This is a genomic window from Streptomonospora nanhaiensis (genome assembly GCF_013410565.1).
Taxonomy (GTDB): Bacteria; Actinomycetota; Actinomycetes; order Streptosporangiales; family Streptosporangiaceae; genus Streptomonospora; species Streptomonospora nanhaiensis.
Genome location: NZ_JACCFO010000001.1, coordinates 3,108,234 through 3,132,962, shown reverse-complemented (window position 1 = coordinate 3,132,962; position 24,729 = coordinate 3,108,234). Strand labels below are relative to the sequence as shown.

26 protein-coding genes and 1 tRNA gene are annotated in these 24,729 nt (G+C 75.3%); 19 read left to right on the top strand and 8 right to left on the bottom strand.

The window, feature by feature from the left end; genetic code table 11:
* Nucleotides 1-29: 29 nt before the first annotated feature.
* From HNR12_RS13545 to HNR12_RS13525, 5 genes are all read left to right on the top strand, one after another.
* Complete coding sequence (locus tag HNR12_RS13545; RefSeq protein WP_179767819.1) at nt 30-1,211, top strand: DNA polymerase III subunit delta'; 1,182 nt, start codon at nt 30-32, stop codon at nt 1,209-1,211.
* Nucleotides 1,212-1,297: 86 nt separating this feature from the next.
* The gene (locus HNR12_RS13540) at nt 1,298-2,869 is read left to right on the top strand and encodes an alpha/beta hydrolase (RefSeq protein ID WP_179770601.1); all 1,572 of its coding nucleotides are present in this window, start codon (nt 1,298-1,300) and stop codon (nt 2,867-2,869) included.
* Nucleotides 2,870-2,955: 86 nt separating this feature from the next.
* Nucleotides 2,956-3,028, top strand: a tRNA-Thr gene (locus tag HNR12_RS13535).
* Nucleotides 3,029-3,192: 164 nt separating this feature from the next.
* A complete protein-coding gene (locus tag HNR12_RS13530; RefSeq protein WP_179767818.1) occupies nt 3,193-3,546 on the top strand; it encodes a hypothetical protein in 354 nt (117 codons plus the stop codon).
* 538 nt (nt 3,547-4,084) lie between these two features.
* Entirely contained in the window at nt 4,085-4,486 is a 402-nt protein-coding gene (locus HNR12_RS13525; RefSeq protein ID WP_179767817.1) for a helix-turn-helix domain-containing protein, read from the top strand.
* Between the two features lie 248 nt (nt 4,487-4,734).
* Here HNR12_RS13525 and HNR12_RS13520 read toward each other — a convergent pair whose 3' ends face one another.
* Entirely contained in the window at nt 4,735-6,114 is a 1,380-nt protein-coding gene (locus HNR12_RS13520; RefSeq protein WP_179767816.1) for a 6-phospho-beta-glucosidase, read from the bottom strand.
* A gap of 142 nt (nt 6,115-6,256) precedes the next feature.
* On the opposite strand from HNR12_RS13520, the gene HNR12_RS13515 reads away from it, so the two are divergent.
* Nucleotides 6,257-7,486 carry a carbohydrate kinase family protein gene (locus HNR12_RS13515; RefSeq protein WP_246425073.1) on the top strand — a complete coding sequence of 410 codons (1,230 nt, stop codon included), beginning with the start codon at nt 6,257-6,259 and terminating at the stop codon, nt 7,484-7,486.
* Nucleotides 7,487-7,569: 83 nt separating this feature from the next.
* Here HNR12_RS13515 and HNR12_RS13510 read toward each other — a convergent pair whose 3' ends face one another.
* The 4 genes from HNR12_RS13510 to HNR12_RS13495 all read right to left on the bottom strand — a co-directional run bounded on the left by HNR12_RS13510 (nt 7,570) and on the right by HNR12_RS13495 (nt 9,311).
* Complete coding sequence (locus HNR12_RS13510) at nt 7,570-7,731, bottom strand: hypothetical protein (protein WP_179767815.1); 162 nt, start codon at nt 7,729-7,731, stop codon at nt 7,570-7,572.
* 128 nt (nt 7,732-7,859) lie between these two features.
* A complete protein-coding gene (locus HNR12_RS13505; protein ID WP_394353913.1) occupies nt 7,860-8,135 on the bottom strand; it encodes a response regulator transcription factor in 276 nt (91 codons plus the stop codon).
* 43 nt (nt 8,136-8,178) lie between these two features.
* Nucleotides 8,179-8,427 (bottom strand): hypothetical protein, encoded by a 249-nt coding sequence (locus tag HNR12_RS13500; RefSeq protein WP_179767813.1) that lies wholly within the window; start codon nt 8,425-8,427, stop codon nt 8,179-8,181.
* 32 nt (nt 8,428-8,459) lie between these two features.
* Nucleotides 8,460-9,311 carry an exonuclease domain-containing protein gene (locus HNR12_RS13495; protein ID WP_179767812.1) on the bottom strand — a complete coding sequence of 284 codons (852 nt, stop codon included), beginning with the start codon at nt 9,309-9,311 and terminating at the stop codon, nt 8,460-8,462.
* A gap of 378 nt (nt 9,312-9,689) precedes the next feature.
* On the opposite strand from HNR12_RS13495, the gene HNR12_RS13490 reads away from it, so the two are divergent.
* Together HNR12_RS13490 and HNR12_RS13485 are read left to right on the top strand one after the other, a co-directional pair.
* The gene (locus HNR12_RS13490) at nt 9,690-9,947 is read left to right on the top strand and encodes a hypothetical protein (RefSeq protein WP_179765511.1); all 258 of its coding nucleotides are present in this window, start codon (nt 9,690-9,692) and stop codon (nt 9,945-9,947) included.
* 469 nt (nt 9,948-10,416) lie between these two features.
* The gene (locus HNR12_RS13485) at nt 10,417-10,806 is read left to right on the top strand and encodes a hypothetical protein (RefSeq protein ID WP_179767811.1); all 390 of its coding nucleotides are present in this window, start codon (nt 10,417-10,419) and stop codon (nt 10,804-10,806) included.
* Nucleotides 10,807-10,935: 129 nt separating this feature from the next.
* Here HNR12_RS13485 and HNR12_RS13480 read toward each other — a convergent pair whose 3' ends face one another.
* Both HNR12_RS13480 and HNR12_RS13475 read right to left on the bottom strand, forming a co-directional pair.
* Nucleotides 10,936-11,589 (bottom strand): hypothetical protein, encoded by a 654-nt coding sequence (locus HNR12_RS13480; protein WP_246425072.1) that lies wholly within the window; start codon nt 11,587-11,589, stop codon nt 10,936-10,938.
* Nucleotides 11,590-12,141: 552 nt separating this feature from the next.
* Nucleotides 12,142-12,801 carry an SDR family NAD(P)-dependent oxidoreductase gene (locus tag HNR12_RS13475; protein WP_179767810.1) on the bottom strand — a complete coding sequence of 220 codons (660 nt, stop codon included), beginning with the start codon at nt 12,799-12,801 and terminating at the stop codon, nt 12,142-12,144.
* 380 nt (nt 12,802-13,181) lie between these two features.
* On the opposite strand from HNR12_RS13475, the gene HNR12_RS13470 reads away from it, so the two are divergent.
* Together HNR12_RS13470 and HNR12_RS13465 are read left to right on the top strand one after the other, a co-directional pair.
* Complete coding sequence (locus HNR12_RS13470; protein WP_246425071.1) at nt 13,182-13,661, top strand: hypothetical protein; 480 nt, start codon at nt 13,182-13,184, stop codon at nt 13,659-13,661.
* Between the two features lie 192 nt (nt 13,662-13,853).
* The gene (locus HNR12_RS13465) at nt 13,854-14,522 is read left to right on the top strand and encodes an RNA polymerase sigma factor (RefSeq protein WP_179767808.1); all 669 of its coding nucleotides are present in this window, start codon (nt 13,854-13,856) and stop codon (nt 14,520-14,522) included.
* A gap of 185 nt (nt 14,523-14,707) precedes the next feature.
* Here the strand turns inward: HNR12_RS13465 and HNR12_RS13460 are convergent, their stop codons facing one another.
* Nucleotides 14,708-15,229 carry an inorganic diphosphatase gene (locus HNR12_RS13460; protein ID WP_179767807.1) on the bottom strand — a complete coding sequence of 174 codons (522 nt, stop codon included), beginning with the start codon at nt 15,227-15,229 and terminating at the stop codon, nt 14,708-14,710.
* Between the two features lie 190 nt (nt 15,230-15,419).
* Between HNR12_RS13460 and dacB the strand changes: the two genes are divergently transcribed.
* The 9 genes from dacB to folB all read left to right on the top strand — a co-directional run bounded on the left by dacB (nt 15,420) and on the right by folB (nt 24,724).
* Nucleotides 15,420-16,670, top strand: coding sequence for a D-alanyl-D-alanine carboxypeptidase/D-alanyl-D-alanine endopeptidase (gene dacB, locus HNR12_RS13455; RefSeq protein ID WP_338119761.1), 1,251 nt, complete (start codon nt 15,420-15,422; stop codon nt 16,668-16,670).
* A gap of 116 nt (nt 16,671-16,786) precedes the next feature.
* Nucleotides 16,787-17,896, top strand: coding sequence for a zinc-dependent metalloprotease (locus HNR12_RS13450; RefSeq protein WP_179770598.1), 1,110 nt, complete (start codon nt 16,787-16,789; stop codon nt 17,894-17,896).
* A gap of 28 nt (nt 17,897-17,924) precedes the next feature.
* Nucleotides 17,925-18,923: a tRNA lysidine(34) synthetase TilS gene (gene tilS, locus HNR12_RS13445; RefSeq protein WP_179767805.1), complete on the top strand. Its 999-nt coding sequence runs from the start codon at nt 17,925-17,927 to the stop codon at nt 18,921-18,923.
* Between the two features lie 191 nt (nt 18,924-19,114).
* Nucleotides 19,115-19,669, top strand: coding sequence for a hypoxanthine phosphoribosyltransferase (gene hpt / locus HNR12_RS13440; RefSeq protein ID WP_179767804.1), 555 nt, complete (start codon nt 19,115-19,117; stop codon nt 19,667-19,669).
* Between the two features lie 380 nt (nt 19,670-20,049).
* On the top strand, nt 20,050-22,158 hold the full coding sequence (gene ftsH / locus HNR12_RS13435; protein WP_179767803.1) for an ATP-dependent zinc metalloprotease FtsH: 2,109 nt from the start codon (nt 20,050-20,052) through the stop codon (nt 22,156-22,158).
* 19 nt (nt 22,159-22,177) lie between these two features.
* Nucleotides 22,178-22,774, top strand: coding sequence for a GTP cyclohydrolase I FolE (folE, locus tag HNR12_RS13430; RefSeq protein ID WP_179770597.1), 597 nt, complete (start codon nt 22,178-22,180; stop codon nt 22,772-22,774).
* Between the two features lie 287 nt (nt 22,775-23,061).
* Nucleotides 23,062-23,913 (top strand): dihydropteroate synthase, encoded by an 852-nt coding sequence (folP, locus tag HNR12_RS13425; RefSeq protein WP_179770596.1) that lies wholly within the window; start codon nt 23,062-23,064, stop codon nt 23,911-23,913.
* On the top strand, nt 23,910-24,356 hold the full coding sequence (locus HNR12_RS13420; RefSeq protein ID WP_179767802.1) for a nuclear transport factor 2 family protein: 447 nt from the start codon (nt 23,910-23,912) through the stop codon (nt 24,354-24,356). Before folP ends, HNR12_RS13420 begins: the two co-directional genes overlap by 4 nt.
* A complete protein-coding gene (gene folB / locus HNR12_RS13415) occupies nt 24,353-24,724 on the top strand; it encodes a dihydroneopterin aldolase (protein WP_179767801.1) in 372 nt (123 codons plus the stop codon). Before HNR12_RS13420 ends, folB begins: the two co-directional genes overlap by 4 nt.
* Nucleotides 24,725-24,729 lie beyond the last annotated feature (5 nt).

Below are 24,729 nucleotides of genomic sequence, written 5' to 3'. Positions count from 1 at the left end.
TGTCGGCGGGACTGCCTATGCTGGGTCGGGTGAGCGTCTTCGATGACCTGGTCGGCCAGGACTCCGTGGTCGACCAGCTGCGCGGTGCCGTGCGCGGGGCCGGCGGCCTGCTGGCCGGCGGCGCCGGCGAGGGCATGACCCACGCCTGGCTCTTCACCGGCCCGCCGGGGTCGGGCCGCGCCGAGGCCGCGCGCGCCTTCGCCGCCGCCCTCCAGTGCCCAGAGGCACCCGACACCGGCTGCGGCCGCTGCGACTCCTGCCACCAGGTGATGGCCGGCACCCACCCCGACGTGCTCTACGTGCGGCCCAGCGGGCTCAGCTTCGGCGTCGACAAGACCCGCGAACTCGTGCTGCGCGCCGCGTCGCGGCCCACCGGCGGCCGGTTCCGGATCGTGCTGTTCGAGGACGCCGACCGCGCCACCGAGGCCGCGTCCAACGCCCTGCTCAAGGCGGTCGAGGAGCCCTCGCCGCGCACCGTGTGGCTGCTGTGCACGCCCACCGCCGAGGACCTGCTCGTCACCATCCGCTCGCGCTGCCGCCTGGTGACCCTGCGCACCCCGCCCACCCAGGCGGTCGTCGACCTGCTCGTCAACCGCCACGGGGTGGCCCCCGACCAGGCGGCCGAGGCCGCGCGGGCGGCCGCCGGGCACGTGGAGCGCGCCCGGCAGCTGGCCACCGACCCCGCCGCGCGCGAGCGCCGCTCGGAGGTCCTGGCCATCCCGGCGCGCTTGGACGGCACGGGTGCGTGCGTGGCCGCCGCCGCCCGCCTCTACGAGCTGGCCGAGGCCGAGGCCAAGGCCACCACCGCCGGCCTTGACGACCAGGAGCGCTCCGACCTCAAGGCCGCCTTCGGCGAGGGCTCCACCGGCAAGGGCGTGGCCAAGGCCGTGCGCGGCGCGGCCGGGGCGCTGAAGGACCTTGAGGAGCAGCAGAAGCGGCGGGCCACGCGCATCAAGCGCGACACCTACGACCTCGCGCTGATGGACCTGGTGGCGTTCTACCGCGACGTGCTGGCCGTGCAGCTGGGCGCGCGGGTGGAGCTGTCCACGGCCGCGCACCAGGTCGACCTCCAGCGGGTCGCCCGCTCCTCCACGCCCGAGTCCACCCTGCGCCGCATCGACGCCGTCATGACCTGCCGCGCCCGGATCGCCGCCAACGTGCACCCGCAGATCGCCATGGAGGCCATGACCGCCGCCCTGTACCAGGGCTGACCCCTCCCACCGGGCGGGCCGGGCGCACAGCCTGTGGACAACCGGCGCGCGGGCGGGCGCGGCGCGGCTAGGGTTGCGGCGTGGACATGGGGACGGTGGCCGAACCCGCGGTGCGCCGCGGCCCGCGCGCGCGGCGCGCGGCCTGCGCGGCACTTGCTCTGGCGGTGGTGCTCGCGGGCTGCGGCGGGCCCAACCGCCCCGGCGGCTCCGAGGACGCCCCCGGCGGCCTGGCCGCGTTCTACGACCAGGAGATCGCCTGGTCCGACTGCGGCGACGGCTTCGAGTGCGGCGCGTTCGAGGTCCCGCTCGACTACGCCGACCCCGGGGGCGAGCGCCTTGACATCGCGGTGCGCCGCCTGCCCGCGGCCTCCGGCGACCCGCTGGGCTCCCTGGTCGTGAACCCCGGCGGGCCGGGCGGCTCGGGCTTCGACTACGCCGCCATGGCGCCCTCCGCCGTCAGCGCCGACGTGCGCGACCGCTTCGACGTGGTCGGCTTCGACCCCCGCGGCGTGGGGCGCAGTTCGCCGATCACCTGCCTGGAGCCCGCCGCCATGGACGACTTCCTCGGCGTCGACTACCTCAGCCGCGACGGCGACTCCGACCCCGCCGAACTCACCGCCGCGGGCGTGGCCGAACTCGTCGACACCAACCGCGCCTTCGTCGCCGGCTGCCGCGAGCGCGCCGGCGAGCTGATGCGCCACCTGGGCACCGCCAACGTCGCCCGCGACATGGACGTCCTGCGCGCCGCCCTGGGCGACCACCGCCTGACCTACCTCGGCAAGTCCTACGGCACCTACCTCGGCGCCCACTACGCCGACCTGTTCCCCGACCGCGTGCGTGCGCTGGTCCTCGACGGCGCCATGGACCCCTCCCTGGACGTGGTCGACCTCGGCGTGCAGCAGGCCCAGGGCTCCGAGACCGCGCTGCGCGCGTTCACCGCCCACTGCCTGGACCTCCCCGACTGCCCGCTGGGCGGCTCCGGCGACTCCGTGGAGTCCGGCATCGACCGCATCGAGGACATGCTCGACACCGCCGGGCGGCGCCCGCTGCGCAACGGCCTCGACAACGGCCTTGAGGCCCGCCGCTCGTGGCTGGAGCTGGGCGTGCTCTCGGCCCTCTACAGCGAGTCCTACTGGCCCCGGCTGAGCACCGCACTGGCCGACGCCTTCGACGGCGACGGCACCGGACTCCTGCGGCTGGCGGGCGACCTCTACAACCGCGACGACCCCCGGCACTACGCCAACTACACCTCGGCGCTGGTGGCGGTGAACTGCTCCGACCGCCCCGCGCCGCGCGCCGTCGACGCCTACACCGATGCCGTCGCCGACGCCGAGGACGCCTCGCCGGTCTTCGGCGCCGGCCTCACCTGGGGTGCGCTCACCTGCGCCTACTGGCCCCAGGACGCGGTCGCCGACCCCGAGCCGCTGGACGCCCCCGGCGCCGCGCCCATCCTGGTGGTGGGCACCACGCGCGACAACGCCACCCCCTACGCGTGGGCCGAGGCCCTGGCCGGCGACCTTGACTCCGGCGTCCTGCTCACCCGCGAGGGCGACGGCCACACCGCCTACCTGCGAGGCGACCCCTGCGTGGACACCGCCGTCGACACCTACCTCCTGCGCGCCGACCCGCCCGCCGACGGCACCGTCTGCCCCGAGTAGCCCCCGCCCCGACCGCCCCCGAATCCGTGTACCGGCCCGCCGCCGGAACACGTTAGACTGGGCACCGCCCCGCTGGTCGGGGCCGTGCCGCCTTAGCTCAGTCGGTAGAGCGATTCACTCGTAATGAATAGGTCGTCGGTTCGATTCCGACAGGCGGCTCCGCCCAAGGCCCCCTCCGGTCCCCGGAGGGGGCCTTCGCCGTGTCAGCGGCGCGGGTCCGCGGCCCGGTCCCGTGGGGCGCTCCCGCGCGCCCGCCCCCTTCCCGTGCGGGACGGCGGGGCGCGCGTGCGGCTGAGGGGCGCTGGCGTGGGTACAGGCCCGGTATGAGCCTGCTGATGATGCTGCTGGCCCTGCTGGGCGCGGTGGCCGTGCTGGGGCTGGGGAGTTGGGTGACCGGTCGGCTGCGGCGCTCGGGCGGGGCGGTCGACGACGGCGGGGCGCCCGCGCCGGCCGTGGAGGCGGCGGGGGCCGTGCCGCCCGCGGGCGGCTACACCCTGCTGGAGGAGCCGGGCGCGCCCGCGGTTCCGCTGTCGGCGGAGGACGTGGAGCGGGTGCGGGCGCTGCTCGCCCAGGGGCGCGGCAACGAGGCCGTCGGCGCGGTGCGCGACGCCACCGGCGCCGACGAGGAGCGTGCTGCGCACATCGTGCGGCGGATCCGCGCCACCGGCCGCCCGTGATGGCCACGACAGGCCATCCCGGCGGGAATTGAATTCATTTCACTCTGGAAATTCCGGCATTCCTGTCCTGTTTTATGGCGATGTGGCGGTGTGGGCGACCGGCTTCGCCACAAAACGGAATTTCGGCGCGTTCCCCTGCTGGAGAAACGGCGGGAAAGTGCACTGACGTGCACGAAAGTGCGTATGAGCGGAGTTGATCAAGATGTGCGCTGGGTGCGGCCGCTGGTGGATTGCTCCACCGGTGATCATCCTGTAATCTCGGCTGTGTCGGGCTGGAGAAGGAGGTACATCGCACCTCCTCGGCCGCGCGGAGCGCTCTGGCGCCCGCCCGCTCGCCCGGATCCACTTATAGGAGACGCGGGATCCTCCCGCAGGGTTTTCGCCTTCTCAAGTACGAATGAGCTACGTTCCTTCGTCGCTCGTCTACCCGAGAACGAAAAGACCCCGGCCTTGGTGCTGGCACACCAGAAGCCGGGGTGCGAACTGTTCGACCCAGATGCACGGACAGCACACCTTCAGCACATCTCAAAGGAGACTGATGTCAAACAAGTTCGATTGGCAGGATAACATTCCCACTCAGTCCGAGGAAACCCGCGCCGAGCACCGGAGTGCCCCCGGCCGTGCCGACAGCCCTGGTCACGGCCCCGACGGTGCCGATTCCGGCTGCGACCGCTCCTACCATTTCTTCGGCTCCGGGCCCAACGCCCCCGCCTACGTCTGCCGCGACGGCGAGCACCCGCAGTGGCTGCTGACCGTCGCCGACACCGCCTGCGCGCTGAACGTCTCGGTGCGCACGGTACGCGAGCTGATCGCCTGCGGCGACCTCGCCTCGGTCAAGATCCGCCGCAACCGCCGGATCGAATGGCGCGCCCTCCGGTCCTACATCGAGCGCCAGGCGCGGGTCGCCGAAAACCCGCGGCCGGCCGACGACCGGGCGTAAGGCGGTGGCCCCCGCGACCGAGCCCTGCCGGCCGCCGCGCGCGCGGCGGCCTACCTGCCCATCCTGCACCGCACGCGCGTCGACTCCGCCGTGGCGGTCGAGCGCCGCCGCCCGGACGAGCTGAGCGCGCTGCGCGCGGCCGTCGAGAGCCTGCGCGACCGCGGGCGCTGACCCCGCCCCCAAGTCCGGCGGCCGTCCGGTCCCCCTCCGGGCGGCCGCCGTCCCTCCTCCGCCGCCCGCGCGCCGCCCTAGGCGCGGGGCAGCACGTCCCGCAGTCCGGGGAACGCCTCAAGGTAGCCCTCCAGCAGCGCGCGCGCCCTGCCCACCGACCCCACCAGCGGGTGCGTGGCGAACGCCCGCAGCGCCCGCGCCCGCGACCCCGTGCGAACGGCCGCCAGCACGTCGCGCTCCACCCCCTTCACCGTCTGGACCAGGCCGAGCTGGTGCCCGCTCAGCGGCGCCACCGCCAGCGGCCGCGCGCCGTTGGCGTCGACCACACAGGGCACCTCGACCACCGCGTCGTCGTCCAGGCCGGCGAGCGCGCCCCGGTTGCGCACGTCGAGCACCAGCCGCGCCGGCTCGTCCAGCGCCACCGCCCGCATCACCGCCAGCGCCACCTCCTCGTAGCCGCCGCCGGCCAGGTCCTCCTCGGCGCGGTCCACGCCGCCCGCCGCGCGGCGGTTGTCGGCCATGTAGCCGCGCTCGCGCTCCAGCCGCGCCCGCTCCCACAGCTCCAGCGCGGCCTCGGGGCGCTCGGCCGCCTCCCGGTAGAACCCGCGCTGCTGGGCCGCCAGCTCCTCGCCGCGCGTGCGGCCCGCCCGCGCGGCCTCCGCCGCCGCGGCCTCCGCCTCGCGCGACCAGTAGTAGTAGTGCAGGTACTCGTTGGGCAGCGCCCCCAGCGCGCGCAGCCACTCCGCGCCGAACAGCCGCCCCTCCTCGAAGGACTCCAGCGCGGCGGTGTCGGCCAGCAGGTCGGGCAGCCGATCGCGCCCGCCGCTGCGCAGCCCGCGCAGCCAGCCCAGGTGGTTGAGGCCCGCGTAGTCGAGTTCGACCCGCGCGGGGTCCAGGCCCAGCGCGCGGGCGGCGCGCCGGCCCAGGCCCACGGGGGAGTCGCAGATGCCGATGACGCGGTCGCCCAGCACCGCCGACATCGCCTCGGTGACCAGCCCGGCCGGGTTGGTGAAGTTGACGACCCAGGCGCCGGGCGCCCGCTCGGCGACGGTGCGGGCGATGCGCTCGGCTACGGGCACGGTGCGCAGCCCGTAGCTGATTCCGCCCGCCCCGACCGTCTCCTGCCCGAGCACCCCCGCCCCCAGCGCCACGCGCTCGTCGCTGACGCGGCCCGCCATGGCCCCCACGCGGACGGCCGAGAACACCACCCCGCTGCCCTCGACCGCCCGCCCGAGGTCGGTCTCGACCCGTACCGTCAGCGGCGGCTCGCCGTGTGCCGCGCGGTGCGCGTCGCGCTGGCGCTCCAGCACCGCGCCGATGCCGCGCAGCCGGTGCTCGTCGGTGTCGTGCAGCACCACCTCGGTCACCACGGCGCCGCCCCGCAGGGTGTCGGCCAGCAGCGCGCGGTGCACCAGGGGCACCCGGAACCCGCCGCCGCCCAGGATCGCCAGCCGCACCTTCGTGTCTCCTTTCCGCCGGTGGCGCCGTCATGATCACCGTAGTGTGCCCGGGGATGCGGGTGGCGCGGGTGTGCCGGGAGGGTCCGGCTTGCGTACCCTGCACACCTGGACACAGGTAACGGGGCCGGCGATTGCGGGGATGACCATGGCGGTGGACGCGCACACGCCCGTGGACGGGCAGACGGGCGGCGAGGCGGGCAGGGCGCGCCGGGCGGGCAAGGCGCACCGGCCCGCCAAGCCCCACCTCTCGGGCAAGGCCAGGGGCAAGCTGGAGTCGGCGCCCCTGGTGGGCAAGCCGCACGACGTGCTCGCCGGCAACCGCGCGGCCGACGGCCCCGCGATCGACCTCGCGCTGAGCGGCACGGTCTTCTTCGACATCGTGCTCACCGGCCTGGCCGCGCCGCCCGCCTCGGGCACCGAGGTCGGCGCCGAGGGCATGGGCTCCTGCCCGGGCGGGGTGGCCAACCTCGCGGTGGCGGCCTCGCGGCTGGGCCTGCGCACGGCGGTCGCCGCCGCCTTCGGCGAGGACGTCTACGGCGACTTCGTCTGGGAGACCCTGGAGACCCAGGAACGGGTGGACCTGTCGGCGTCGCGCCGCATCCCCAACTGGCACTCGCCGTTCACCGTCTCCCTGGCCTACCGGGGCGACCGCAGCATGGTGACCCACGAGCACCCCTCGCCGGTGCCCCAGGAGGAGATGGCCTGCGCCCTGCCGCGGGCCCGCGCGGCGTTCGTCAGCCTCGACGAGGACCACGGCGTGCCGAAGTGGGCGCGCGATCAGGCGGAGTACGGGGCCCGGATCTTCGCCGACGTGGGGTGGGACGACAGCGGGGCCTGGAGCGGGTCGGTGCTGGAGCAGTTGCGGTACTGCCACGCGTTCATGCCCAACGCCATCGAGGCGATGTCCTACACCCGCACCGGAAGTCCCGCCTCGGCGCTGTCGGCGCTGGCGGAGTACGTGCCGGTGGCGGTGGTCACCGACGGCCCGCGCGGCGCGCTCGCCGTGGACCAGTGCACGGGGGAGTCGGCCGAGGTCGAGGGGCTGGTGCTGGAGGCCATCGACACCACCGGCGCGGGCGACGTGTTCGGCGCGGCGTTCATCGTCGGGACGCTGGCGCACTGGCCGCTGGAACAGCGGCTGCGCTTCGCCAACCTGGCGGCGGCGCTGTCGCTGCAGCACACCGGCGGCTCGCTGTCGGCGCCCGGCTGGGCCGACATCGCGGCCTGGTGGGGGCAGGTGCACGCGGGCCGCTCCGAGGCCGACCGGCGGCTGGCGCGCGACTACGGCTTCCTGGCCGACCTGGTACCGCTGCCGTGGCTGCCCACCGACCGGCGCCGCGCCAGCGCCACCATCGGCCTGCGCCACTAGCCGACCGGGGCCGCCAGCGTCGGCGCCCAGGGGGCGCGGGCGCCGCACGGCGGAGCGCCGGACCGCGGCGCGCGGCCCGGCCGTCAGCGGGTCGAGCCGCGCTGGCGCTGCCACCAGCCCCACGCGGCGGTGACGACGAAGAGCACCGCCGCCAGGACGGTCAGCCAGATGAGGCCCCGGACGACCGCGCCGAGGATCGCCAGGACGAGCCAGATCGCCAGCAGGATGAGGACCAGGCGGAGCACGGCGGACCTCCTTCTCCACTCGGGGTACGGACCCCGCGGCCGCTACCCCGCACCGCGGCGCGCATGCGGAAGGCGCCCGCCGCCCGGGGCTGGCGGCTCCCCGCATCGCCGCGCCGGGGCGCAGCGGGTCAGTCGGCGCCGTCGGCCCGCACCACGCCGGACTCGTACGCCGCGATCACCAGTTGCGCGCGGTCCCGGGCGCCGAGCTTGGCCAGCAGCCGACCGATGTGGGTCTTGACCGTTGCCGCGCCCACGTGCGGCTCGGCGGCGATCTCGGCATTGGACAGCCCGCGCGCCGCCGGCACCAGCACATCGCGCTCCCGCGCGGTGACCGCCTCCGGCAGGGCACCCGCGCCGGAGCCAGCGCCGCCGCACCCACCGGCCCGAGCACGCGCGACCGCCACGCGCCGAAGGCCGGCACCACCCACCCGGCGAGGACGGCCGCGTTCAGCGCGCTGACGACGTGGTAGGCGCCGTAGCCCTCGGTGGCACCGCTGGACCGCTGGACCGCACGAGTTGGAAGGCCAGGTGGCCCGCGCCGGCGTGGAACGCCCGGGCGAACAGGCCCAGCAGCGTCAGCGTGCCTCCCCAGGCGGCGAGTCCGGGGTGGTGCCGGCCGATGCGGGCGGCCACGGCGACCACGGCCGGCCCCAGCAGCACGGTGGCGGCGACCACGGCGCTGTAGGCCGCCGCCATCCGGGCGGGGTGCGCGGCGGGTCAGCCGGCGGTCAGTCGGTGTGCGTGTAGGGCCAGGTGCCGTCGACGACCGTGCCGTGGCCGGGGCGGCGCTTGTCGAGCCACTCCTGGCGGTCGCGCGCGAAGGCGGCGGCCCACTCGACCTGGCGCTGGTGCAGCACGGGCAGGTCGAGGGCGGCGATCTCGGGGCGGCGGGCGCCGATCTCGCGGGCCAGGGCCAGGCACGCCGACGCGTCGCCGCTGGCGGTGTGGGCGTCGTGGAGGTCGACCCCGTAGAACTCGCACATGGCCGAGAGGTTGCGCGGGCCCCGGCGGTAGGGGTCGGCGCCGCGGTCGATGACCAGGGGGTCGATGATCGGTGCGGGCGCGGCGCCGCCGAGCCGGTCGGTCAGCGGCGTGAGGTCGTGCCGCTTCAGCTCGCCCGCGAGGACCCGGAGGTCGAAGGGGGCGTTGAAGATGACGAGGCCGCGCTGGGCGAGGAGGTGGGTGCAGACGGCGTCGGCGATCTCCTCCAGCGCCTTGACGGCGGGCATGCCCTCGGCGCGGGCGCGTTCGTTGGTGATGCCGTGGACGGCGATGGCGTCGTCGGGGATGCGGCGGTCGCCGGGGTCGACCAGCCACGTGCGGGCGGTGCCCGAGGAGTCGACCATGGCGGCCGAGACCAGGAACGCCTCGCGGGGGTCGCGCGAGGAGGTCTCGCAGTCGAAGCCGGCGAGGACGCCGGTGTGCCAGCCGAGGTGGTCGGCGCGCGGAGGGGGAGTGGGGCGCGGCTCGTGTTCGGCGCAGTAGGTGCGCCACCGGCCGTCCTGCTTGAGGACGACCCCCGCCTCGGCCTCGACCGAGGTGCCGCAGCTGGTACAGGTGCCCGGGTAGCGGTTGCGCATGGTGTCCCCCTGCTTTCTTCGAGTCCCGGTCATGCTAGCGGCGGGCACCGACGATCCCGCGCAGCTCAGGGGTTCCGCGCACGCCGGGGGCCCCGCGGCCGGCCCGGGCGGCGGTCCGGCGGCGGGCGGGCGCGGCGGGCGGGCGCGGGTGAGGGCATAGCGGGGCGGAGCGCGGGGTAGCGCGCGCGGTGTCGGCGGTGAATCCGCAGGTCACCGCGTTGCCGGCCCGGCCGGGGCGGTGGCGGCGACATGAGCCCCCGTCACGCGGGTAGACACCCGTAACGCGCGGTTCCTCCCGGTGGATGATTCGCGCATGGAGCACCCGGAACCCGACCGTCGCGGCCGATCCGACCGCGCGAACGCAGAGAAGGGGAGACCATGAGCCTGGATGAAGCGGGACGCCAGCTGGAGGCCGCCATCCACGACGCCCGCGTGTCGTTCGACTGCATCGCCCTGGGCGAGCTGGAACGGGCGCACACCAACGCCATCACCGCCCGCGCGGCCGTGGACGCGGCGGAGTACGCGATCCGCGTGGAGGTCGAGCGGCGCAAGCACGAGGGGGAGAGCCCGGTGGCGACGGACGACATCGGCCCCTCGCCGGTGGAGGCGCCGTCCCCGGAGGGCCAGGTGGAGTAGCGGCGGACGCCGGGCTGACCAGGCCGGTCGGGCGGAGCGGTCCGCACGATGCGGGCGGGCGGAGTACGGGGGAGTGGAGCGGCGGGGGCGTCCGCACCCGCCGCGCGGCGCACCGGGACCCGGGGGCTGGGTGTGCCGGTCCGCGCCGCAGTCGTAGGCGGAGCGCGCCCGCCGCCCCGGCAGGGGGCGCCGGGCGCACTCCGCTGCGTGCGCGCGGGTGCGGCGCGCCCGCGGGTCCGTGTTGCCGCCGGCCTCGGGGGCGACTCCGCTCCGGCGGGTCCTCGGATGTGCCCGGGCGTGCGCCTCGCCGCCCTTCGGCGACCCCTCCACGCGTGGTGGAACGGACCCCTGGAGCGGGCGCGTGTCCGGCCTTCCCCGGCGGCCGCGCCGCCGGCGGGCGCGGTGGCGGATCGGCCGAGCGGGGCGCTTCGGACCTTCGTCCCATCGAACGTCTGTACTACTGTCGGGTATGCTGTATTGCATGCCTGACCAGCAGTTATCTCCGGATTGGCCGGAGAGCGTGCATCCTCCGGGCTCGGAGTCGTTCGAGCAGACCGCCACCGTGTGGCTGTTCGACCAGGTGCCCGCCGACTACCGGCTGCACGGCGTCCTGCGCCGGCACCCGGTCGCGCTCTCGCGGCTGGCGCGTCAGCATGTGGCGGCCACGCTTGAGGGCGCCCGCCAGGGCTACCGCACGGCCCGCGTGGACCTGCGCGACCACCTGCCGCCCCACGCCCTCGACCAGGTCATGAACGCCTACCAGGCCGAGGGCAAGCGGATGGCGGCCGTCCTGCGGGCGATCGAGGCCGTCGACGACGCCCTGCGCGCGGCGGCGGGAGGCGCGGCGGCCTCGGCGTGACCGCGGGCACACCGCCTGCGCGGGCCGGGGGCCGCGGCCTCGGCGGGGGCCCCGTCCGGTCGGGCCCGCACGCCCGCCCCGCACCCGTGGTCCGGGGCGCGGCGGCCGGGACCGGCGCGGGCGGCGGTGTCAGCGGCCGCTCACGCGTACGAGCAGGGCGGGCTCGTCCCCGGTGTTGACCACGCGGTGCCCGCCGTCCGCCCCCAGGACACGGGTGCGGCCGGGTTCGAGTCCGCGGGCGGCCGCCGCCGAGCGGTCCCCGCCCAGCGCCTCCACGCGCACCCGGCCCCGCGCGAGCCGCAGGGCCGTCTGGTGCCGCCCCTGCGCGGCGGGCAGGACGACGGCGGCGCCGGGGGCCAGGAGCAGGGAGTTCACCCGTGCCCGCCCGGACGCGCCGCGCCGGGCGGCGCGCGGGGCCGGCTGCCAGCGCCCGTGCCGACGCGGCCACAGCGCGTGCCGCTCCAGCGCCGCCGCCGCCTCGCGCGCGGCGGAGACCAGGCGCCCGACCGTGGGCGCGGGGCGCGTGCGCAGGTGCGGGTAGGGCGAGGGCTCCCCGGCGAGGACGATGTCCCCGATCCCGTCCGGCGACAGCGCCGCCGGACGGGCGGACCCGGCCGGGGCCCCGGGCGCCGGGGCGGGATCGGCGGGGCCGATGACGGGCGGCAGGCTGGGCACCACCGGCACGACGACCGGAAGCGGCGTGCGGTCGACGGCGCGCACCGGGCGTTCGAGCGTGCTGGTCGGGGCGGCCGTGGCGGCGGCCTCGTGGGACACGTGGGACATGAGGCGAAAGGTCCTTCAGGGCTGGGCGGCGCCGGACACGCGGAACCGGCGGCGCGGAGTCGGAGAAGGGCCCGGCTCGTGGACCGCGCCACGGCGCGTCGGGCACCGGACGCCGTTGGGCGGAGCGCATGGAGCACGGGCGGCCGGAGCGGATCGACGCGGCGGCGCGGCAGCCGGGAACCCGGAGAGCAGCGGAGGCGTGCGCGCGCCGGCACCCGAGGGGCGCGGCGGCTAGGGCACGGCTGGGATCAGCGGCGGTCGCGGCGGCGCGGACAGCAACACAGACACGGCGCACCGACCACACGGCGAGCGCCGACGGCGCTGCGAGCCATGGTGGATCGAACCGAAAGGGTGCGCGGGTGCATGCGTCACAGCAGATCAGCCCCGCCGCCCCATGTCAAGCCGACCCGTCCGGCCCCCTCCGCCCCCAGCGGGAGCCGTGCGACGGCCCGGCGCACGGCGGCCGCGCGGCTCCGGCGGAGGGCGGCGGGACGGCGCCGGTCACGGCATCCGGCAGCGGCACGGCCCCGGCCCCGCGCGGTGTCGCCGGGCTCAGACCGCCTGGTCGGTGTGCAGGACCTCGTGGCGCCAGCGCTCCCGGGGTTCGGTGTGCAGGTGCCAGTAGTGCTCGGCGATCAGGTCGGGGTCGAAGGCGGTGCCCGCCGCGACCGGGCCGTCCACCGTGACCGAGGCGGCGTGCACGTTGGCGGGGCCGTACTGCAGGTGGAGCAGGTCCACCAGGGTGCGGACCGCCGCCTTGCCCAGGGACAGGCTGGCGTAGGCGGCCTTGGCCCGGGGCATCCCGCCGGTGACGATGAACGTCCCGCCGCCGCGCGCGGCCATGCCGGGGGCGGTGTGGGCCGCCGCCGTGAGGGCGCCCAGCACGTTGACCGCGTAGGTGTCCAGGTGCTCGCGCGCGGACAGGTCGCCGACCGCGTCGGCGCGGACCACCGCCGCGTTGTACACCACGGCGTCGGGCGGCCCGAGCCGCTCGGCCGCCGCGTCCAGGGCGGCGCGCAGCCCGTCCTCGTCGGCGCTGTCGGCGCGCAGGCCCGCGGTCGGCACCCCGAAGGGCGCCAGGGCCGCCTCGGCCGCGCGCACGGTCTGCGCTGTGCGGGCCAGCACGGCCACCGCCATGCCCTCCCGGGCGAACCGGCGGGCCACCGCCTGCCCGATCCCCGGCCCCGCTCCGATGACCACCGCTCCGGACATGTCCCGGCCTCCCCTTGCCGCAGGTGTCGCCCCCGGCCGCCGCCGCGGGCGCGCCCGACGCTAGAAGATGACATCGGTGTGAAGGTCAAGCCTCGTCGCCCGATGCCCGGAATAGAGGGATCTGTCCGGACCAAATTTCGGCAAACGCGTTGCGATGCCGAGGGTTTCGGTGATGGCATAAGAGACCGCCGAGGACCAAAACCGCGCGCTGAACGCAGGTCTGAGCGGGCGTCTGCCGATGAGGATCGTCGCGCCGGAGGTGATCGTTGGGGGGCGGGGGCCACAGCCGGCCCGGGTCAACCGGGGCATCCTCCGCCGCGCCCGGCGCCCGATTGGCGCGGTTTGTCGCACGGGGCGCCGTCGCCGTCGCCTTCGGGGTGATGGCGGCGGGCTTCCTGGACTGGCGGGCCGGCGCGCTGGTGGCGGTCCTGACCGCGGTGACCTACGTGCTGCTGGACACCGTCCCCCGGGCCGACGGCGCCCGCTCCCTGCGGTCGCTGCGCGGATCGGGCTACCGGCTGCTGCGCGACGGCCCCCACCGCTACCTCGCCATCGGCCCCGGCGGCGCCTACCTGGTCTTCGCGCGGCTCGACCCCGTCTCGCCCGGCCGCCGCATCGGGGGCGTCCCCGCCGAGCGGGTCGCCGAACGCGCCGCGGCCCACGCCGCGCGCCAGGAGCGCGCCCTGGGGGCCGAGGTGGTGCCGGTGGTGCTGGTCACCGGCCGCCTGCCGGAGCCGGTGATGCGGCTGGACCACGTGGTGGTGGCGCGCCCGCGCGACGCCGTGCGGCACATCCTGAGCAGACCCCAGGCCCTCGACGACGGCGACGTCCGAAGACTCGCCGAGCGCCACCGCCCGTGACACCGCCCGCCCCGGCGCCGCCCTCGCCCCGCGGCCGATGCCCGCCGCCGCCCCGGACCGAGGACGTCCGACCATCCCGCTATCGGGCGCCCGCCCCGCGTCCGGCCGCCGGACGCGTTCCCGCCGCAGGGCCCGGACGCGTGTTTCGGCACAATCCCGCCGTCCGCCGCGCGGCCGCGCGACCATGGGCGCATGACCGATCGGGAGCTGGTGGCCGCCCTCCGCACGCGCGCCGACGGCGCCTGCGCGCGGCTGTTCGACGCCTACGGGTACGAGCTCTACGCCGAGTGCCTGCGGCTTCTCGGCGACCCCGAGGCCGCGCAGGCGGCGCTGCGCGACACGCTGGTGGTCGCCACCGCCCACGCCGACCGCCTCGCCGGTCCCGGCCGGCTGCGCGAGTGGCTGCTGGCGCTCGCCCGCGCCGAGTGCCGCCGGCTGCCCGGCGCCGACGGCCGCGGCCCCGCCCGGGCGGCGCGCCCGGCGGTCCCCGCGCCCCGCACACCCCCCGCGCCGGCCGCCTCCGCCGGATCAGCGGCGGCCCGCACGCCCGACACGCCTGCCGCGCCTCCTGGTCCTGCTGCGTCCTTCGTGCACCCCGCCTGCCTGCGGGTGCGCATCCTCAGCGCCGTCACCGGCCCCGGCACCGACGGCTACCGCCGGCACGTGGCGGCGCGCGGCGCCGACCTCGACCGCCGCGGCTTCCCCCGGCGGCCCGCCCGCTCGCGCTCGCGGGGCCGCGGAGCGCTGGCGCAGCTCGCGCCCGGCCTGGCCGTGACCCTGGCGGCGCTGCTGCTGATCGGCCTCGCCTGCCTGGCCGGGGCCGACCTGTCCCGCGGCGCCGGCCGGCCGCCGGCGTACTGAGCCGGGGCGGGCCGAGGGCGGCGGTGCGGCCCCTCAACGCCGCCGGCCTGGCGCCCCGCGCGGGCGGTTCCGCCGGGCCGGCGGGCCCCTCCCGTACGCGGCGGCGCGGCACGCGCGCTCCGCGTGCCGGACGCCCGGCCGTCGCGCCGTCCGCCCCCGCCGCCCGCCGCGTCGTCCGGGTCCGGCTACTCGCCCACCTTGATGTGCGAGGTGTCGCCGTGGACACCGGCGGCCTCGGCGCGCTTCACCGAGGCGATGACCTCCTGCTCGGCGTCGTGGCGGCCCACCCAGGTGGCACCCTCCACGGACTTCCCGGGCTCCAGGTCCTTGTAGACGGTGAAGAAGTGCTCGATCTCCAGCCGCTCGAACTCGTTGACGTGGTGAATGTCACGCAGGTGCTCCATGCGCGGGTCGGTCGCCGGCACGCACAGCAGCTTGTCGTCGCCGCCCGCCTCGTCGCGCATGCGAAACATGCCGATGGCGCGGCAGCGGATGAGGCAGCCCGGGAACGTCGGGTGCTTCAGCAGCACGAGCGCGTCGAGCGGGTCGCCGTCGTCGCCCAGCGTGCCCTCGATGAACCCGTAGTCGGCCGGGTAGCTGGTGGACGTGAACAGCATCCGGTCAAGACGGATCCGCCCGGTTTCGTGATCCATCTCATATTTATTACGCTCGCCCTTGGGGATCTCGATGGTGACGTCGAATTCCATGCTGATCTCGGCTTCCTCTACGGCTAGTGTCGCTACATCAGTCAAAGGTCGTCGCATGCCAATGGAAGGCAGGTCCAGGGTGCGGCAGGTACGGGCCCGAGCGCTGCTCTGTTTGGCCGTCCTCAACATATTCGTGCTGGTCGCGGGGTTTGTCGCCCTTGATGTGGTGCGATCGCGGCCACCGGCGACCATGCCCTACCCTGTCGCCTTCGCCGAGGACGCGCCCGACGCGGCACCGCAGGACGCCCCCCGGGTGGACCCCGAGCGGCTCGCAGACAAGCTCGATGATCCCATGTCGGATTCGGGCTTCGCCGACGGGCTCACGGCCTTTGTCGCCGACGCCGAGACCGGCGACCGCCTCTTCGCCCGCGACGGCGACCAGACCGCCGTCCCCGCCTCGACCACCAAGATCGTGACCGCCGTGTCGGCCCTGCACGCCATGGGTCCCTCCGCCCGGCTGTCCACCGACGTCGTCCGCGACGACAACGGCGGGATCGTCCTGGTCGGCGGCGGCGATCCCACCATCTCCGCCGACGGTACCTTCGAGCACTACCCGCGGCCCGCCACCATGGAGGACCTCGCCATCAAGACCGCCGCGGCGCTGCGCGACGACGGCGTCGACTCCGTCAGCCTCAGCTACGACGAGTCCCTCTACAGCGGCTCCGACATGCCCCCCGGCTGGAAGTCCACCTACGTCACCGAGGGCAGCGCCGCCACCGTGCACGCCCTCATGCTCGACGGCGGCCGGGTCTACCCCGAGCAGCACTACAGCGAGCGCGTCGAGGACCCGCCGTCGGTGGCCGCCGACGCCTTCGCCGAGCAGCTGGAGGAGGCCGGGATCGAGGTCGCGGGCGCCCCCGCGCCCGGCGAGGCCCCCGACGGCGCCGACCCCATCGCGTCGGTGCAGTCCCCTCCGCTGTCGGAGCTGGTGGAGTGGATGATGCTGGAGAGCGACAACAACATCGCCGAGGCGCTGTTCCGCCAGGTCGCCCTCGCCCAGGGCCACGACGCGTCCTCCGCGGGCGGCACCGAGGCCGTTGACGAGATCATGACCGAACTGGGCATCGACGACGTCCACATCGAGGACGGCAGCGGCCTGTCGGTCAACAACCGGATCACCCCCAAGGCCCTGGTCGACCTCGTCCTGCTGGCCGCCGACCCCGAGCACCCCGGCCTGCACGCCGCCCTCACCGGCCTGCCCACCGCCCACTTCACCGGCACCCTCGACGACCGCTACTCCCCCGAGAGCGGCAGCTACGCCGGAGCCGGGGTGGTGCACGCCAAGACCGGCACGCTCAACGGCGTCAGCACGCTGGCCGGCACCGCCCAGACCGCCGACGGCCGGCTCCTGGCGTTCGCCTTCATGGCCAACGACCCCGCCGCCGTGGCCAGCACCCTCGACACCTTCACCAGCGTCCTCGCCGAGTGCGGCTGCTCCTAGGCGCCCAGCTCGCAGGGCCCCTCTCCCGCGCCTCCGGCCGATCCCTGACGAAACCCGGAATTCGCCGCGCGCACCCGCGCCCCGGCGGGATCAGTGGGTACGGTGAAGGCGTGAATCTGATCGACTGGGACGTAGCCGTCAACACCGGTGTCCGCCTCGTGCGGCCCGGGCCGCAGGTGGACCTCGCCGACGCGCGCCAGGCCGTCGCCCAGCTCCGTGAGCTGTCCGCCGTGGCCCAGGGGCACGTGCGCGATTTCACCCGTCTGCAACCCCTTGAACCGGCCGGACCAGCGGTCATCGTCGACCGTCCGGGCTGGATCAAGGCCAACGTCGACGGGTTCCGGGTCGTGCTGGAACCCATCCTCGACCGACTCAGCCGCGAGCGGGCCGGCAACGGCACCGCCGCCAACCTCACCACCGCCGTGGGCTCCCGCGTCACCGGGGTCCAGCTCGGCGCCGTGCTGTCCTACCTCGCCGGGCGCGTGCTCGGCCAGTACGAGCTGTTCCTTCCGCCCGACCCAAGCGGCGCCGCGCCCACCGGCCGGCTCACCCTGGTCGCGCCCAACATCGTGCACGCCGAGCGCGAACTCGACGTCGACCCGCACGACTTCCGGCTGTGGGTCTGCCTCCACGAGGAGACCCACCGCGTCCAGTTCACCGCCAACCCCTGGCTGCGCGAGTACGTGCAGACCCAGATGCAGGAGATGCTGCTCACCGCCAACGTCGACGCCGGCGAGCTGCTCACCCGGCTGCGGGCGGCCGGCGAGGCGGTCGCCGACGCCGTGCGCGGCGGCGACTCCAACCTCATCCAGGCGTTCCAGAGCCCGGAGCAGACCGAGATCATGGACCGCATCACCGCGGTCATGAGCCTGGCCGAGGGCCACGGCGACTACGTCATGGACGCCGTCGGACCCGAGGTCGTGCCCACGGTCACCGAGATCCGGCGCCGCTTCCAGCGCCGCCGCGAGGGCGCCAACCCGATCGAGAAGGTCATCCGCCAGCTCCTGGGCATCGAGCTGAAGATGAAGCAGTACGAGGAGGGCTCGGCGTTCGTCCGCCACGTGGTCGCCCACGTCGGCATGGCCGACTTCAACCGCGTGTGGGAGTCGCCCGAGAACCTGCCCACCCTCAAGGAGATCCGCGACCCCGACGCCTGGATCGCCCGGGTGGCGCGGCCCGCCGCGCTGCCCGACGCCGGGCCCGCCGGCGGATCCGCCGGGGAGTGAGCCCCGCCGCTGCGGCGGGGGCCCGGCCGTGACCGGCCCCCCGCCAGCGGTGGCGGCCGTGCGCCGCGCGGTGCGGCGCGCCCTCGGCCGGCTCGGCCCCGGCGACCTCGTGCTGGTGGCGTGCAGCGGCGGCGCCGACTCCCTCGCGCTGGCCGGGGCCGCCGCGTTCGCCGCGCCCCGCCTGGGGCTGCGCGCCGGCGGCGTCACCGTCGACCACGGGCTGCAGCCCGGCTCCGCCGAGCGGGCCGCCGCCGTCGCCGCCACCCTGCGCGGCCTGGGCCTGGACCCCGTCGACAGCGTCGCCGTGCGGGTAGGCGCCGAGGGCGGCCCCGAGGGCGCCGCGCGCACCGCCCGCTACACCGCCCTCGACACCGCCGCGCGCCGCCACGGGGCCGCCGCCGTCCTGCTCGGCCACACCCGCGACGACCAGGCCGAGACCGTGCTGCTGCGGCTGGCCCGCGGCTCGGGCGCGCGCTCGCTGGCGGGCATGCCCGCCGACACCGGGCGCTACCTGCGCCCCCTGCTGGGCCTGCCCCGCGCCCAGGTCCGCACCGCCTGCGCCGACATGGGCCTGACCGCGTGGGCGGACCCGCACAACGCCGACTTCGCCTACGCCCGCGCGCGGGTCCGCCACGCGGCCCTGCCCGCCCTGGAGGAGGCGCTGGGCCCCGGTGTCGCCGAGGCGCTGGCCCGCACCGCCGACCTGCTGCGCGACGACGCCGACGCCCTGGAGGAGTGGGCCGACAGCGCCGAGGCCGGCGCGCGCGCCGGCGGCCCCGGTCTGGACGCCGCCGCCCTGGCCGCGCTGCCGCGCGCGGTGCGCACCCGGCTGCTGCGCCGGGCCGCCCTGGCCGCGGGCTGCCCGGCGGGCGCGCTGGGGGCGGTGCACGTGGCCGGACTCGACCGGCTGGTCACCGCGTGGCGCGGCCAGTCCCACGTCGACCTGCCCGGCGGGCGGCGCGGCCGGCGCGCCGGCGGGCGGATCCTCGTCGACGCGCCCGGGGACCCCGGGTTCGCGCGGGCATGATCGCGGTCACATCCGCGGCGGCCGCCGCGGGCCCGCCGGGCGCTCGCGGCCCGGCGGCGCGGCCGGACCCGGCCGGGCCCGCGTCCGGGGGCGCCCCGCCGGGCGGGCGGCCGCGCGCGGCGGGGGCGCCGCGCGCGTCTATTCTGGGGGCGTCCTGCCAACCCGGAGTGCGATCAGCGAGGTCAGTCAGCGTGGACGCGAAAGACATGGGCGCGGACCTGGAGAAGATCCTGGTCACCGAGGACCAGATCAGCGCCAGGCTGGCGGAGGTGGCCGCCGAGATCGACGCCGACTACGCCGGGCGCGACCTGCTGCTGGTCGGCGTGCTGAAGGGCGCCGTCATGGTGATGGCCGACCTCGCGCGCGCCCTGCACCACCCCTGCTCCATGGACTGGATGGCGGTGTCCTCCTACGGCGCCGGCACCACCTCCTCGGGCGTGGTGCGCATCCTCAAGGACCTCGAAACCGACATCAAGGACTGCAACGTCCTCATCGTCGAGGACGTCATCGACTCCGGCCTGACCCTGTCGTGGCTGGTGGGCAACCTCCGCTCGCGCGGTCCGGCCTCGGTCGAGATCTGCACCATGGTGCGCAAGCCGCTCGCCCTGGACGTCGACCTCAACGTGCGCTACGTGGGGTTCGACCTGCCCAACGAGTTCATCGTCGGCTACGGCCTGGACTACGCCGAGAAGTACCGCAACCTGCCCTTCATCGGCACCCTGGCCGAGCACGTCTACCAGCGCTGAGGCGGACCCGGCGCGGTGCGCACCGCGGCGCCCGGGGAACAACCCGCCCCTTCCCGCGCGTTGGTCTGGGGACGGCTGTACACCGGCAGCGAACGCGGGGTGCGTGAGTGCACCCGGTCACGAACGGGGTGTACCGTCGAATATCCCGGCGTTGCAGTAGGGAGACTGCGGACGGAGCGCGGGTCCACCGCGGCCCGACCGCACAGGAAGTGTCCGATAGGTTCCGCTTTCCGGTGGCCACATGGGGCCCGCCGGCGGGGCGGTGGAGTCCGGCAAGGCGCGCGCGCCGGGCCGGGCGCCGCGGCCCCGCCGCACCCGTGCGGTCCACGGGGTGCGGGCCGCCTGGTCAGGAGGGACGGACCCAGCGGGGTTCCGGATAGATGAATCTCAAGCGCTTGTACCGCGGGCCGTGGCTGTGGATCCTGGCCATCGGCCTCTTGCTCTTCGCCGTCTTCCAGTTCACCGAGCTGGGCTCGGGCTCCGAGCCGGAGAAGGTCGACACCTCCAGGGTCTATGACCTGATCGCCCAGGACGAGATCGACAACGCCAGGCTGATCGACAAGGAACAGCGGATCGAGCTGACCACCACCGACGGCCAGGTGTACGAAGCGTACTGGGTCGCCGGCCAGGGGCAGCAGCTCGCCCAGCAGCTGGAGGACCTGGAGCAGGACGGCAACCTCCAGTCCTACGACGTCGAGGTCCCGCAGGACAGCATGTTCGTGTCGCTGCTGTTCAGCTTCCTGCCGCTGATCATCATCATCGTCATCTTCCTGTTCATCATGAACCAGATGCAGGGTGGCGGCGGCCGGGTGATGAACTTCGGCAAGTCCAAGGCCAAGCTGATCACCAAGGACACGCCCAAGAGCACCTTCGCCGACGTAGCCGGGGCCGACGAGGCCATCGAGGAGCTGCAGGAGATCAAGGAGTTCCTGCAGAACCCGGCCAAGTTCCAGGCCATGGGCGCCAAGATCCCCAAGGGCGTGCTGCTGTTCGGCCCGCCCGGCACCGGCAAGACCCTGCTGGCCCGCGCCGTGGCGGGCGAGGCCGGTGTCCCCTTCTACTCCATCTCCGGCTCCGATTTCGTCGAGATGTTCGTCGGCGTGGGCGCCTCCCGCGTCCGCGACCTGTTCGAGCAGGCCAAGGCCAACGCCCCCGCCATCATCTTCATCGACGAGATCGACGCGGTGGGCCGCCACCGCGGCGCCGGCATGGGCGGCGGCCACGACGAGCGCGAGCAGACCCTCAACCAGATGCTGGTCGAGATGGACGGCTTCGACATCAAGGGCGGGGTCATCCTCATCGCGGCCACCAACCGGCCCGACATCCTCGACCCCGCGCTGCTGCGTCCGGGCCGCTTCGACCGCCAGATCGTCGTGGACCGCCCCGACATGGAGGGCCGCAAGGGCATCCTCCAGGTGCACGTCAAGGGCAAGCCGGTGGCCGACGACGTCGACCTCGACGTCATCGCCCGCCGCACCTCCGGCATGACCGGCGCCGACCTCGCCAACGTCGTCAACGAGGGCGCGCTGCTGTCGGCGCGCGCCGGGCGCTCCCAGATCGACATGGCCACCCTCGAAGAGGCCATCGACCGCGTCATGGCCGGCCCGGAGCGCAAGACCCGGGTCATGTCCGACGCCGAGAAGAAGGTCATCGCCTACCACGAGGGCGGGCACGCCCTGGTGGGCCACGCGCTGCCCAACGCCGACCCCGTGCACAAGATCACGATCCTGCCGCGCGGGCGCGCCCTGGGCTACACCATGTCGGTGCCGCTGGAGGACAAGTTCCTCACCTCGCGGTCGCAGATGATGGACCAGCTCGCCATGATGCTGGGCGGGCGCGCCGCCGAGGAGATGGTCTTCCACGAGCCCACCACGGGCGCGGCCAACGACATCGACAAGGCCACCAGCCTGGCCCGCAACATGGTCACCGAGTACGGCATGAGCGAGCGGCTGGGCGCCCGCAAGTTCGGCAGCGGCAACACCGAGCCGTTCCTGGGCCGCGAGATGTCGCACAGCCGCGAGTACTCCGAGGAGATCGCCTCGGTCATCGACGAGGAGGTCCGCCGCCTCATCGAGTCCGCCCACGACGAGGCGTGGGAGATCCTGCTGGAGTACCGCGAGGTCCTCGACGACCTCGTGCTGCGCCTGCTGGACAAGGAGACCCTGTCCAAGGAGGAGGTGCTGGAGGTGTTCGCGCCGGTGGTCAAGCGCCCCGCGCGCGGCTCCTACACCGGCTACGGCAAGCGGCAGCCCTCCACCCAGCCCCCGGTCAAGACCCCCAAGGAGCTGGCCCTGCTGGGTCCGCGCGACGTCGAGGAGCTGTCGGCGGGCAACGGCCAGAGCGGCTGGACCGGCGACTCCTGGACCGGCGCGGGCGAGCGCCCCGCGGAGCCGGCCGACCGCCCCGGCAACCTCGGGTCCGCCGGCGGCGTCAACGGCCGCCAGGTCGGCGAGCCCGAGGACGACCCCGGAGACCAGCGTGAGCGCTGAGGCTCCCGGCCCCGACGAGATCCCGCTGGTGGTCCCCGCCCACAAGGCGGTGGACCAGCCGCGGATCGAGAAGGCGGTCCGGGAGATCCTGCTCGCCATCGGCGAGGACCCGGACCGCGACGGCCTGCGCGACACCCCCGCGCGGGTCGCGCGGGCCTACGAGGAGCAGTTCGCCGGCCTGCACCAGAACCCCGAGGACGTCCTCACCACCGTGTTCGAGGCCGGCCACGAGGAGATGGTGCTGGTCCGCGACATCGAGCTGTACTCCACCTGCGAGCACCACCTGGTGCCGTTCTACGGCAGCGCGCACGTGGGCTACATCCCCAACAGCACGGGCCAGATCACCGGGCTGTCCAAGATCGCGCGGCTGGTGGACGTCTTCGCCCGGCGGCCCCAGGTGCAGGAGCGGCTGACCACCCAGGTGGCCGACGCGATCATGTCGCACCTGGACCCGCGCGGGGTGATCGTCGTCATCGAGGCCGAGCACCTGTGCATGACCATGCGCGGAGTGCGCAAGCCCGGCGCCAAGACCGTGACCTCGGCGGTGCGCGGCGACTTCCGCAACCGCGACCGCACCCGGGCCGAGGCCATGAGCCTCATCCTGGGGCGCGGCTGACCCCCGCCCGCGCCGCGGCCGGGGGCCGCCGGTTTTTCCGCAAGATCACCGTCCGGGCGGGTCGCAGCGGCGCGGGGGCGTCTCGTAGGCTGATCGGCAAGATCCCCTTGCGAGGGGGTCGGCCGGTCACGCGGCGCGGCACGAGCGGAGGGGATGAGACCATCACGGCTATGGAAGCGCACGGACCGCGCACACCGGACCGCGACCACGCCGAGCGGGGCCCGGCCGCCCCGCTTCCACCGGGCCGCGGCCTGCCCGGGCTGCCCGAGCGGCGGCGGTGCCTGGTCATGGGGGTCGTCAACGTCACCCCCGACTCCTTCTCCGACGGCGGCTCCTGGTTCGACACCGGCAAGGCGGTCGAGCACGGCCTCCACCTGGCCGACCAGGGCGCCGACATCGTGGACGTGGGCGGGGAGTCCACCCGCCCCGGCGCGCAGCGCGTCTCCCTGGAGGAGGAGCTGCGCCGGATCGAGCCGGTGGTCCGCGAACTCGCCCGGCAGGGGGTGGCCGTCAGCGTCGACACCATGCGCGCCGAGGTCGCCGACCGCGCCGTGGCGGCCGGGGCGCGCCTGGTCAACGACGTCAGCGGCGGCCTGGCCGACCCCGCCATGGCGCGGCTGGCGGCCTCCACCGGAGTCGCCTACGTGCTGATGCACTGGCGCGGGCACAGCCACCGCATGGAGGACCGCGCGGTCTACGCCGACGTGGTCCAGGAGGTCCACGACGAGCTGCGCGACCGCATGGCGGCCCTGGTCGACGCCGGCGTCGACCCCGCGCAGATCGTCCTCGACCCCGGCCTGGGGTTCTCCAAGCGGCCCGAGCAGGCGCACAACTGGGCGCTGCTCGCCCACCTCGACCGGTTCGCCGACCTGGGCCGGCCGGTGCTGGTCGCCGGGTCGCGCAAGCGCTTCCTGGGCCGGCTGCTCAGCGACGCCGAGGACCGGCCGCGCGACTTCACCGCCTGCGACGACGCCACCGTGGCGCTGACCACGCTGGCGGCCGACCGCGGCGCCTGGTGCGTGCGCGTGCACGACGTGCGGCCCAACGCCGACGCGGTGCGGGTCGCGGCGGCCTGGCGCAGTGGCGGGGCCGACCTCGACGCCGGGCGCGGCGAACTCGTGGGCCGGGGCGGCCTGTGAGGTCGCGGCAGGAGGTCATGGAGCGCGTCGCCGAGGCCAACGCGCACTTTTACGAGGCCATCGAGAACGGCGACATCGACCTGATGCGCCGGGTGTGGGCCGAGGAGGACGAGGCCCCCGACCTGGTGTGCGTCAACCCCGGCTGGCCGCTGCTGCGCGGGCGCGCCGAGATCATGCGCGCCTGGGCGCTGATCATGGCCAACGTGCCCTACATCCAGTACGTGCTGACCGAGACCCACATCGGGGTCAGCGGCGAGGTCGCCATGGTCACCTGCGAGGAGAACGTGCTCACCGCCGAGGACGACACCCCCGGGTTCGTCGCGGGCGGCCAGGTGGTCACCACGAACATGTTCGTGCGCACCCCGGCGGGTTGGCGCATGTGGTCCCACCACGCCTCGCCGGTGCTGCTGGACGACGAGGACGCCGACGAGGAGCCCGCGTGAGCGCGGACGGCGACCGCATCCGGCTCACCGGGCTGCGCGCCTACGGCCGGCACGGGGTGCTGCCCCGCGAGCGGGCCGAGGGCCAGGAGTTCACGGTGGACGTCGTGCTCGCCCTGGACCTGCGCGAGGCGGGGCGCACCGACGACCTCGCCCGCACGGTGCACTACGGCGAGCTGGCCGACCGGCTGGTCGCGGTGGTCGGCGGCGAGCCCGTGGACCTCATCGAGACGCTGGCCGAGCGGCTGGCCGAGGTGTGCCTGGCCGACCCGCGGGTGCGCGAGGCCGAGGTCAGCGTGCACAAGCCGCACGCGCCCATCGCCCACCCCTTCGACGACGTCGCGGTCACGATCGTGCGGAGCGCGGGGTGAGCGCG